Below are 11,661 nucleotides of genomic sequence, written 5' to 3'. Positions count from 1 at the left end.
CCTCTTTCTTTTATCTCACCATACCTTCCAAGGAGCCTTATTATTCTTCCACAAGTCTTCGAGATAATTTTTATCTCGTAAAGTATCCATTGGTTGCCAAAAGCCATTATGCTTGTAAGCAGATAGCTGTTCCATTTCTGCCAGCTTTTCTAATGGTGTCTGCTCCCAAACAGTGGAATCATCATTAATGAAATTGATGACTTCTGGCTCTAACACAAAATAACCACCATTAATCCAGGCCCCATCTCCTTCTGGCTTTTCCCGAAAACTAGTGATTTTTGTTTGTTCTTGTCCTAAAACAATAGCACCAAAGCGTCCTGGTGGTTGAACTGCTGTCATTGTTGCTAAATTATTTTGTTTTTTGTGAAAATTAATTAACTCCTCAACATTGACATTACTGACACCATCACCGTAGGTGAAGCAAAAAGTTTCATTACCAATATGCTCTCTGACTCGCTTCAACCGTCCACCCGTCATTGTGTTGTCACCTGTATCTACTAAGGTGACACGCCAGGGTTCTGCCTTACCTGCATGCACGTTCATCTGGTTAAATCGCATATCAAAGGTTACGTCTGACATATGTAGGAAGTAGTTCGCAAAATACTCCTTAATGACGTAGCCTTTGTAACCACAGCAGATAATAAATTCATTAATGCCGTAGGTGGAATAAATTTTCATAATATGCCATAATATAGGCTTACCACCAATTTCCACCATAGGCTTAGGTTTGATGCTCGTTTCTTCACTTATACGTGTACCAAGACCTCCAGCCAAAATCACTGCTTTCATAAGCTTATCTCTAGGTTTTTAGGTAGATGAGTCATCAACTTTTCATGGGCTAAGTAGAGAAAAAGTTGTTTTTTAATTTTCTCAGTATATAATTTAGCCGTAAATTTACACTTAAGTATGAAGACAATATAAATAAACCTATCTTAAGTATGAAAAAATGAAAAAGCTTTATAAATATCTGAAATCTACAGATAAGAGCACTTAAGAAGTTTTTAAAAAACGCAAGATAACACCAGATAAAATAACCGAGTCCTACTCTTTCATAAGAGTAATAAATAACTTGTTACATCATTCAGAACACAAAAAATAATCAATAGTATAAACAGCTTTGTTGGCGCAACCCTCCGCAAAACTCAGGGGAATAGCCATAGGCATAGAGCATACTTTGAAACAAGTCTGAACCGAGGTTTCCTCAGATCAGAACTTTGGTGAGGTAGCGCCGTACTTAGTTGCTTTTTGGGGATGTATTCGTCGTGGTTTGCAAAAAAGTATCGCATTTGTTTTCGACGACAACACAGATGCTGCTTAATGCTTGTTGGTAATTCTCCATATCTTCTTGTTCCAAAGATATTTTGGCAGCCTTCTGCAAATCATCAACTGCTTGCTGATGATACTGACTAGATTTGCCACCTCCATATTGTGCAAGTTCGTAGCGGACAACACCTCGTTTTAAATAGACTTTTGACAGTTTGGGATTGATACTCAATGCCTGATTAAAGTCCGCGATTGCGTGTTTATATTCTTGCTCAAAATCACTGCTATATTGGGCTACTTGATAACGTACCAAACCTCGCTGAAAAAAGGCTTCGGCTTTTGATGAATTCAGGCTTAGTGCTTGGTTGAAGTCAGCAATTGCTTTTTTATATTCCTGTTGAGAATCGCCACTATATTTAGCCATTTGTGAGCGAACAACACCTCGTCTGATGTATGCTTCTACTTCATTCGGATTAAGACGCAGGGCATTGTTATAGTCTGCAATTGCTAGATTATATTCTTTGTCTGGATCAGTGCTATATTCGGCAAGCATATAGCGGGAATTTCCTCGATTGACATACGCTTTTACTTCCGTGGAATTGATGCCAATTGCTTGATTGTAGTCTGCAAGTGCTGCTTCATACTCTTTGAGGTTATAGTGTGCATTTCCACGATTTACATAAGCTTTTGCGTATTTTGGATCTTTTTGTATTGCTTGAGTGAAACTTTCAATGGCTTGTTGATAATCTTTCACTTTGTATGAAGCATGACCTTGCTTGTAGTAATCAGCAAAATTTTGATTTTTGTGACTTTGATTCTGTTGCAAAGAAATCAAATTTTGCTGAGCGTAAGAATTTTGAGCAATAAAGGGGCGATTTGTGAATTTAACCATTAAATCCAAATACCCCAAAGCACCAACGAGACCAAGCAAGCAGAAAACAACAGGGTAGAAATTCTGCTTTTTCTGAGGTTTATAGTAAGGAATTTTTTGGGAAAAGCCTGAACTACGATAATGAGTGTTGAATGGAATGGTTGGTTGGGGTGTACGAGGAACTTGAGTTTGGCGTTTTTTCTTTTGTACTCGCGGTTGTAAATGTTCTTTGTTTGCGATCGCCTTTAAAGATGGGAATGGATCACGTCCACCCAATCGCAATGTACGTTCGCACCAAGGACATTTGTCCAAGTGGTTGCTATAGCGATGCTGGGGGTTAACAGTGCAGCTGATGAGCGAGTTTTCAGCATCGGCGAGTGCTGTGAGCCAAGTTTGAGCATTGGGGCGTATCTGCGGGTTGTTGTGACCATCCTCAAAACAACGTATAAACAGTTCCTGTAAACCCGGAGGAAGAATATCCCAAGGAGGTGCGATGGGTGTTGGAACGTAGGGTACGCGACGCTTTTGACTGTAGGTAAAATGTCCACTAACAATACGTGCTTCATATGGTGGAGGTTCACCTGCTCCTTGATAAATCCCAGAAAATGGGTGTGTCCCTTCCATTAACAATTGAAATATCACTACCCCTAACCCAAACAAGTCATGAGTAGAATTGCGATCGCACTGAGCAAAGGTTTTGTTGTGAAGTTCTGGTGGGGTAAATTCTGCTTTCCCAACATGACAGCGGTAAATAACTCCATTTTCTGGGTCTTTTACTTGGAATGAATCGGTGTCTACTATTGTCACCAATGCCATGTCACTGACGAGGATATTGGACTCGTTCACATCGCCGACACAGTATCCACGCTCGTGTAACGCAGCAAAAGCTGAAGCGAGATTGCGAGCAGTGCGAATTAAGTACTGATAGTTGAATAAAGGACAGTGCTGGCGGCGAGTTCTGGGATTGTAAAAGTCGATGATTGGACGCATTCCTTGAATGCGCGGCATCAAAAACCCTATCACCTCACGGGCTCCGTTCGACGATCGCAACAATTCAATCGGCCAAGCTATGGAAATATGCCCCAAGCTGGCGGTTGGGTTGTCCGGCGGGTGGGCAAGCATGACCTCCAGTTTGCGAGCTTGGGCAGGTGTTGGTTTGTGGTAAACCTTGGCCACTAAACCAGCATCTGTTGGTACTGTGTATATGCATGCCTCACCGCCTCGTCCTAAACTTACGGTCAGGCTGACATTACTGATTTGTTGGTTGGGAAGACAACGTAGTACCTGCATGATATATTTTTATAGATACTCTATGAGTTTATACACTTCCAGACAAACGAATTCGCGACATAGTTTATAAATCACTTAAAGCAGCAATTATTAGTGTCAAGTCATCATCTGTACGTTGCGTAATTCGCTCGGAACGCAAAAACCTCACTAACTGCTCTTTTGCCACTGTTTTGTCATCAGCATTAGCTGCGAAGTCAAATAGTGGAAGAAAGAATGGTTTATGAGGAACTCCCACAGCCATATTCATGGCAAGCATTTGTAGTCCATCTGTGAGGACACCAACATTGGCTACTGCCTGACGCCATAATCTCAGTTGCACAGCATCTAGGGCTGTCGGTGAGGTCAAAAAAACTGTCTCGTTGATATATTCACCACTGTCAGGTATGGTCAGGGCAATGAGGTTATCCTGAAAATCTCTTACCACTGCCACACCATCCCCGATTTGTGCCACTGCCACAAATTCTGGTGTTGCTAACGCAATAATCAGCGTACTTGCTAAATCCAATGACTGCTTCTGGCAAGCGACAGCCTCTTCCTCGACCGCTTTCTTGGCAGCAATTATTGCCTCGGTCAAAAGTGAGCGCACAGCACTATCATCGACTAGTGTTCGTCGAGAGAATTTTTTGATAGATATGTTTTCTATCGCTGTTTCCACAGCAATCATTGCTCCCACCTTACCCATGCTTGCACTACCTGCTCCATCTGCTGCCGCAACAACTAAGATATTATCTGGCAAAATTTGCCAATGGTGAGCATCCTGACACAATTGTTTGTTCTTCAAATGACTTGTTCCACATACCGATGCAGCTACTACCCGCCAATGAGGTCTTTGTTTAGAAGTGTTCATAGATGATCTTTTAGTTACTGCTCTTGTTTGAGCATTCTGTCACATCTTGTACTAAACAGAACCCCAACCAATAGGTGGTAGTGCCACTTGTTCGTCTACTTTGGAATGAGAAACAGCTGACATACTGGCTGATAGCCAAACAAACATTTCAACAAAATTGAGTCCTTGGAGTTTTAAGGGTGTACGTACAGCTATTTGAGTTAAGCGCGCCATATTCGCATTGTCCACTCCAACAGTGAAAAATGCCACACGCTTCCTCACCTCATCTTCTTGTAGTCGCCTTGTGGCTTGCTCTACAACATCTTCAAACTCGCCTTGTGGCTCACCATCAGTAATCATGAATACCCAAGGACGATAGTAAGCAATACCATTGGCACGATATTGAGCTTTTCGTTCTTGAATCATGTCCAAGGTTTTATGAATTCCAGCACCCATACTCGTCAGTCCCTGTGCTGTCAGCATCGGCGGACTGAATTGGTCAGCAGTCACAAAGTCCTGTACTACGTTGACATGACTATCAAAAGTAACTACTGCTACTTCAACCCTCCTTGCCGCTAGGGAATTTTTTATTAATTCTTCTTTGAAACTCTGTAAACCCTGATTTAATGAATCTAATGCTACACCTTGCATTGAGCCAGATGTATCTAGAAGAAGCACACAAGGACAACGAGGTTCTGGATTTTCAGCAAACTCCACTACTTCATCAAGTTTTAATGTATCCCGCATAACTTTTTGTGTTATGTTAAAGTCCAAAGCTTAGCTTTCCTTTTCCTCAAAGTATATAGTTTATAGCACCAATAAAACCATATCCAATTTATTTGAGTTCAAACAGTTTACTATTTATTTAACCAAATTCCGCTGCTAAATTCATGACAATTTTTTTGTGGAATTTTATTTGAGACAGATTGGAGTAAAGCTGAGCCAACAAATAGTCAGCATGACCTTCTTTGCAATCAAAACGAGTTTTATACGTAATACGTATACGATACAATATGTCAGTACCTTTGCTGACATAGAAATTTAAAGATTCGATGTAGAAAGGTAGGATATTAGATGAAAATAACTCATTAAAGTTTATCAAATCATTCCTTACGAAACACGCTTAACTCTCTTGCCTTAACTCTGAACAGGGGGATGGTGTTTCTTAATTATGTTGCTAGCGGTTAAGAGCGCACGAGTTTAAGGCTCATATCACAACACCTCTAGTACCAATGCTCAACTAATTAACATTGAACGAGAATGCAAAATTCAGCAACTACAACTCAGAATGCAATAAGTGGGAGATTGGGATGTATCTTGTCTGAAGTCAGGTGAGCCTTGATTCGGTTATTTGTCAAGCCCCACGATTGCTCGTTGACTAACTTGACTCTAAAAAGACCCCTGTGAGCTACCACTGACTGGGAACCACTTTTTCAAAGATTTGGTCGGGAAGCTGACACCTCACTCCCCACCCACTCGCATGAGTTGGTGAGGAGTGCAAGTTCTTTTTTGTTTAAAAAAGTTGAAAAATCTCCTTTGTTAGTTATGTTACGAAAAAATGTAACAGACTAGCTATAATATCCCTTTCAAGCTTGTAATATATGTATAAAACCCAAATTCAGAGAAAATTTCTGTATAAAGAAATCTCAAAGTTAGAGAGATACCATTATTACCGATCACTCGAAAATTTAAACAATCGGTCTTTTTTTACAGAAAATCTTTAGAGAAATGAATAATTTTGGCACATTTACCAAACTACGTCCTCTCAGCTTATTGAGACATTTATCTAATTGTTCTGAGAGTACTTGTTTACAAGTGCTTAGCAGTTCTATTTCCTGGTCAATATATCTAGAGCAGGGAAAAATAACATATGCTACCCATTCAGTTGAACCTTTTGATCGCTTGGAACGTCATTTGCGTCGCCTAAGCCATCATGTTCCTAGCATCGTTGGTGAGGTTCGTGTTCAATTACGTTTAATGTTTGAACCAGACACCAACACTCAACCAGTCGTTCATCACAGTGATAATCCAGAGGAATTGATTCCTCCCCCAATACCTCCTGAATATCAAGCTATCTGCTGGTTAGTGAGCGAACGGTATTTACATTCTACACAAGCAGCAGTCTTGATCCAAGAATTGGTAAAAGAAGTGCTGGAATCATATTTTTTAACCAAACAAGCGACTTTTACATTAAAAGATTCTGATTATCGAGTTCCAACTATTTGCAAGCTTGATGTCGAAAAAATTGCGGAACGTTGCCAACAAAAGTTGCAGAATTGGCATTCATTGGGACCCCACATTTCTTCTCCCTATCAACGTCCATATTTGTTAATGAAAACCACAGATCATCAAAAGAATTTATCAGGGATTGAGCCTCAGTTAACTGAGTGGATGAAGGGTTTTAGTTTGCGACATTTGTCAGTGATTATGAATCAAGACGAAGTTCAACTAGCTAAAACATTATACCCTCATATTTTAAATGGCACTATACTATTGCATGAACCAGATCCACCCTTTGATAAATTACCAAAGACATTTACAGATTTTATACAAGCTTCTCGTTCTGTTACGGGATCAACTCATACTAAACTGGTTGATTCAGAAGTAGGGTCAACTCGCACCACATATTCGGATAACTCTGCTATTTCTGCGAGTCATGTCGCGACTCAACAGCGACAAACTCCGGTTTCTCCTGAGAAGAAAGAGATTCAGAAATCAACAATCTCCAATAACAACAATCTGAAACATGAAGCAGGAACTTCTGATACTGTCACTCCACGAAAAGTCTACAAAATTATTTCTGTAGATGATAGTCCCACCATCCTTAAAGAAATTAGCCGCTTTTTAGAAGATGAAAATTTTTCTGTCGTGACAATCAATGACCCACTGAAAGCGGTGATGTCAATTATTAGGTACAAACCAGACCTGATTTTACTGGATTTAAATATGGATGGGATGGATGGTTATGAATTATGCCGAATTGTCCGAAATAATTCAATGTTCAAAAAAACTCCCATCATTATGGTAACAGGAAACAAGGGACTTGTAGACCGAGTCAAAGCAAGATTGGTAGGAGCCTCTGGATATTTAACTAAGCCTTTTACTCGTGCAGATTTACTCAAAATTGTATTTACGTATTTGGCTTAGCGATTTAGTGATTAAGCGGGCATTGTATCCAAGTTGCAAGAAATAGACACCGAAGCCCACCATATTTGTATAGTCAAAAAACGACAGTCTAGTTACCGTCCAACAAGTGATACAGCTGCATATCAGGAATGAAACTTGAAATGGCCTGCTTTTATAGACTCAATAATCGCGCCTTAGCTTAACTAAAGTTTCTTGAATTATGTCTTTGGCTTATCTTTCTAAAAAGATAGTCAACCCTTTATGATTTTTCTATAGGTTTTGGAATATTTACTGTTAGTATCAAGCTTGGATACTAACCTATAATAGCATATCCGGATAATTACTGATAATAAAATTTTCATGAAATCTTGCTCGCTGCAACTCGACGTGAGGAACTTCGTGGAATAGTTCTAGAATAGTCTGTGCATTATGATTTAGCTTAGATTTCAGACAAGGCAACACAAGACTATGCGTATCTCACTCAAATGGTTGCAAGAACTAGTGGAGTTGAAACTTAGCCCAGAAGAACTAGCAGAAACGCTGACACTTGCTGGGTTTGAGGTAGAAGATATTGAGGATCGCCGCACTTGGGCTGCAGGCGTTGTTGTGGGGAAAGTGCTGGAACGACAACCGCATCCCAACGCCGACAAGTTAAGTGTTTGCCAAGTCGATATCGGTACGGATGAAACTTTAAATATCGTTTGTGGTGCTTCCAATGTCCGGGCAGATATTTACGTGCCTGTAGCAACTGTAGGCACCTACTTACCAAACATCGATTTAAAAATCAAACCCGCGAAACTACGAGGAGTTCCATCACAGGGGATGATTTGTTCCCTCAAGGAACTGGGTTTGCCCAATGATGTAGACGGAATTCATATTTTTCCTCAAGAGAACTTGGCACTTGGTAGCGATGTACGTCCACTGTTAGGTTTAGATGATGTAATTTTAGATGTCACCGCGACTGCTAACCGTGCTGATGCTTTATGTATGGTTGGTATCGCGCGGGAAGTCACAGCCTTGACAGGGGCAAAGCTAACGCTTCCCCAAGTAGGTGAAGTTTCGATTTCTCAAGGTGGGTTTAATCTTAATTTAAAAATCGCTGATACACAAGCTTGCCCAGCATACATTGGCACGGTGATTGACCAGGTAAAAATTGCACCATCACCTGAGTGGCTGCAACAGCGCTTGCGTGCTGCTGGAGTGCGACCCATCAATAATATCGTGGATATTACTAACTATGTGATGTTGGAATGGGGACAGCCGCTGCATGCTTTTGACGCTAAGCGTTTACAATCTGTTGCAGGAGGTGAAAATCTCGCGATTGGTGTCCGCTTCGCCAACGCAGGGGAAACTCTCAAAACTCTGGATGGACAAACTCGCACTCTATCTACACAAAATTTGCTGATCACCGCTAATGATAAACCTGTTGCGATCGCCGGAGTTATGGGTGGTGAAGAAACCGAAGTCCATGATGGAACTCAAAACCTCGTTTTAGAAGCAGCGCTATTTGATTCAGTCGCAATTCGCCGTTCTTCCCGTAGTGTCGGTTTAAGAAGCGAGTCCTCTGGAAGATACGAACGAGGAGTCAACCGCGCTGAGTTGGAAGTCGCAACTCGTCGTGCGTTATCGCTCTTTCGCGAACTGTCTGGAGGAGTGATCATACATCAAGAAATTAATGATTCTCGTCCTGACCGTTCAACTTGGTCGCGTTCGATTGAATTACGCTTGGATCGAGTCAACCAGGTTCTCGGACCGATCGATTTAGGTGAGGAAACAGGAGAAATCCAAAGCCAAGATGTTGAACGCATCCTCACAGCATTGGGATGTCAACTCACTTCCATACCCGATAACAGGTGGACGGTTTCTGTACCTCCCTATCGTTACCGCGACTTAGAACGGGAAATAGACTTAATTGAAGAAATTGCTCGTCTCTACGGCTATGATCGCTTTTATGACACCTTGCCAGACAAGGCAGAAGCAGGTTATTTGCCTGTTGATCAAGAATTGCTTCGCAAGTTACGAGCACTATTGCGAGCAGAAGGATTGACAGAATTAATCCACTATTCCTTGGTAAAACCTGGGGAAGATAGACAAATTGTCCTGGCAAATCCGTTATTTGTTGAATATTCGGCGTTGCGAACTGACTTGATATCGGGATTAATTGATGCATTTCAATACAACCTGGAACAGGGTAATGGTTCGCTGAACGGCTTTGAAATTGGACGAATTTTCTGGCAAGAAGAAGGTTTGCAAGAAACAGACGCCATTGCTGGGATTATGGGAGGCGATATTTCCTCCAGCAAATGGACAAGAAGCGATCGCCAGCAACCTATGACCTGGTTTGAAGCCAAAGGTATTTTAGAAAATGTGTTTAAACAGTTTGAAGTGCAGGTGGAATATCAACCTGATTGCAGAGATTCCCGCTTGCACCCAGGACGCACAGCTTCCCTATGGCTAGGAGGTAATAGGCTTGGTGTGTTTGGGCAATTGCATCCCCAACTACGCCAAGAAAAAGGTTTACCAGATTCAGTCTACGTGTTCCAGTGGGATGTAGATGTGCTTTTGGATTCTCTGGACGATGATAAAATCCTAGTACCACAATTCCGCCCTTACTCCACTTATCCAGCCGCAGACCGAGATATTGCTTTCTTTGCGCCTGTTAAGGTGAGTGTTGCCGAAATTGAAAAAGTCATCACCAAAGCAGGTAAAGAATTACTGGAGTCTGTAGAATTGTTTGATGAATATCGCGGAGAACACGTGCCCCAAGGACAGCGGAGTCTGGCATTTCGCTTGATTTATCGGACAGGCGATCGCACCCTCACCGATAGCGAAGTTGAACCAGTACATAATAAAGTCCGCGAAGCCCTAGCGGAGAAATTTGGCGTAACTTTGAGGAGTTAAGCCACAAGAAACAAGAGTGAAAACTAAAGAAATTTTTTGCTCTTGTTTGTTCCTGTTTTGTTGAATTTTGATTTTTTAGATTTGGAATTGCGTAAAATTATGCCGAAATTTGTCATGTGGGGAAGTTACTGCCAAGACGTTCTGGAAAAACGCGCCCCTTACCGTCAAGCGCATCTAGATGGACTAGCAAAACAGAAAGAATCCGGTGTGTTAGTTACTATTGGTCCTACGACAGATGTCACTAAAGTTTTTGGCATTTATGAAGCGGAAGACGAAGCGATCGTACGCCAGTTGGTTGAAGCTGATCCTTATTGGCAAAATGGCATCTGGACTGAATATTCTGTCCAAGAGTGGATTCAGGCTTTTTGAATAAAAGGTACGGTAATCATGAAAGCATTTTCATGGAGAAAAAGTTTTTTGTTGTCTAGACTAGAGGAAAGGTAAAAACTGGAACAACTTCAACTTTTATCTAGTCGGTTGATGAGTTGAAAAGGTGATTCTATGAACAAAATTTTGAAACGCGCATTTATGCCCAGCCTATTGGCTGCAACTTTAACTGGTGTTAGTTTTATTCCAGCTCGACCCGCGTCTGCTGATGATAAAATCCTTGAGGATACAGCAATTGGAGCCGGTGTTGGCGCAGTCTCAGGCCTCATTAGAGGACGTAGCGTGGTAAAGGGCGCCATTAATGGTGCTGGTACTGGTGCTGCTATCAATGGTGCTAATGGTCTTAGAGGCACTCATAGAGAAAGAGAGAAACGCAGCATCATTCAAGATGCTGCAGTAGGTGCAGCCGCCGGTGCAGCCACTAATGGTATTACTAACGGTGGTAGAGGTACCTTTGGCAGTGCAGCAACAGGTGCAGCAACAGGTGTAATTATCAATAAAATCAGAAGCAAATAGTAATATCGTCTCGAAATTAGACCGCCTCAGTTCAGAATTGAACTGAGGCGGTCTTGATGTTAGAAGAACTTATTATATAGTTAAAAAATTAAAAATCGGTTACAAAAAAACTATCAGGATAACCATTAAAAGTTGTATAATAACGGGAAGTCAAAAAGCAAAACCGATTTTGACAACGCACTTTTTCTTGTATCTCTTGAAAAAAGCGACAAGACTGTTTGACTTTTATTTGAGTGTGAGATTGGGGTTTTCTGATGAAAACCCAGACGAGGGGAAACTGGGCTAAATCCACACATCACGGCGGTTTGCATGCACGAAGGGAACCCCCTGCACGACACTGCCTCACCGCAACCCACTGCCTCCTCTACATCTTGTCGCAGGAGTGGTAAATTACTGGACAATGAGTTAGGGACGATAGTTCACAGCGGTGAGACCAGCGCTGCGGGAGGGTTTCCCTCCGCAGGCGACTGGCGAACCCGGA

Annotated in this window: 8 protein-coding genes; 4 read left to right on the top strand and 4 right to left on the bottom strand. The window is 41.6% G+C overall.

What is annotated here, in order from left to right:
* Positions 1-15 precede the first annotated feature (15 nt).
* From rfbF to DP116_RS03660, 4 genes are all read right to left on the bottom strand, one after another.
* A complete protein-coding gene (gene rfbF, locus DP116_RS03675) occupies positions 16-789 on the bottom strand; it encodes a glucose-1-phosphate cytidylyltransferase (RefSeq protein ID WP_048870003.1) in 774 nt (257 codons plus the stop codon).
* 445 nt (positions 790-1,234) lie between these two features.
* A complete protein-coding gene (locus tag DP116_RS03670; protein ID WP_169153881.1) occupies positions 1,235-3,424 on the bottom strand; it encodes a tetratricopeptide repeat protein in 2,190 nt (729 codons plus the stop codon).
* Positions 3,425-3,488: 64 nt separating this feature from the next.
* Entirely contained in the window at positions 3,489-4,271 is a 783-nt protein-coding gene (locus tag DP116_RS03665) for a PP2C family serine/threonine-protein phosphatase (RefSeq protein WP_169153880.1), read from the bottom strand.
* A 51-nt stretch (positions 4,272-4,322) separates the two neighbouring features.
* Positions 4,323-4,997 carry a vWA domain-containing protein gene (locus tag DP116_RS03660; RefSeq protein ID WP_169153879.1) on the bottom strand — a complete coding sequence of 225 codons (675 nt, stop codon included), beginning with the start codon at positions 4,995-4,997 and terminating at the stop codon, positions 4,323-4,325.
* A gap of 981 nt (positions 4,998-5,978) precedes the next feature.
* Here DP116_RS03660 and DP116_RS03655 point away from each other — a divergent pair.
* The 4 genes from DP116_RS03655 (at position 5,979) to DP116_RS03640 (ending at position 11,180) form a co-directional block, all read left to right on the top strand.
* Positions 5,979-7,397: a response regulator gene (locus tag DP116_RS03655; protein ID WP_169153878.1), complete on the top strand. Its 1,419-nt coding sequence runs from the start codon at positions 5,979-5,981 to the stop codon at positions 7,395-7,397.
* Between the two features lie 447 nt (positions 7,398-7,844).
* Entirely contained in the window at positions 7,845-10,277 is a 2,433-nt protein-coding gene (pheT, locus tag DP116_RS03650) for a phenylalanine--tRNA ligase subunit beta (protein WP_169153877.1), read from the top strand.
* A gap of 99 nt (positions 10,278-10,376) precedes the next feature.
* A complete protein-coding gene (locus DP116_RS03645) occupies positions 10,377-10,646 on the top strand; it encodes a YciI family protein (protein ID WP_169153876.1) in 270 nt (89 codons plus the stop codon).
* A gap of 132 nt (positions 10,647-10,778) precedes the next feature.
* Positions 10,779-11,180, top strand: coding sequence for a hypothetical protein (locus DP116_RS03640; protein ID WP_169153875.1), 402 nt, complete (start codon positions 10,779-10,781; stop codon positions 11,178-11,180).
* Positions 11,181-11,661 lie beyond the last annotated feature (481 nt).

It is taken from the genome of Brasilonema bromeliae SPC951 (assembly GCF_012912135.1).
Classification (GTDB): domain Bacteria; phylum Cyanobacteriota; class Cyanobacteriia; order Cyanobacteriales; family Nostocaceae; genus Brasilonema; species Brasilonema bromeliae.
This window is presented reverse-complemented; position numbering and strand designations above follow the sequence as displayed.

Bases quoted from the DNA above. Each gene is read 5' to 3' on its own strand.
- rfbF (WP_048870003.1), bottom strand. From the start codon at position 789: ATGAAAGCAGTGATTTTGGCTGGAGGTCTTGGTACACGTATAAGTGAA.
- DP116_RS03670 (WP_169153881.1), bottom strand. From the start codon at position 3,424: ATGCAGGTACTACGTTGTCTTCCCAACCAACAAATCAGTAATGTCAGC.
- DP116_RS03665 (WP_169153880.1), bottom strand. From the start codon at position 4,271: ATGAACACTTCTAAACAAAGACCTCATTGGCGGGTAGTAGCTGCATCG.
- DP116_RS03660 (WP_169153879.1), bottom strand. From the start codon at position 4,997: ATGCGGGATACATTAAAACTTGATGAAGTAGTGGAGTTTGCTGAAAAT.
- DP116_RS03655 (WP_169153878.1), top strand. From the start codon at position 5,979: ATGAATAATTTTGGCACATTTACCAAACTACGTCCTCTCAGCTTATTG.
- pheT (WP_169153877.1), top strand. From the start codon at position 7,845: ATGCGTATCTCACTCAAATGGTTGCAAGAACTAGTGGAGTTGAAACTT.
- DP116_RS03645 (WP_169153876.1), top strand. From the start codon at position 10,377: ATGCCGAAATTTGTCATGTGGGGAAGTTACTGCCAAGACGTTCTGGAA.
- DP116_RS03640 (WP_169153875.1), top strand. From the start codon at position 10,779: ATGAACAAAATTTTGAAACGCGCATTTATGCCCAGCCTATTGGCTGCA.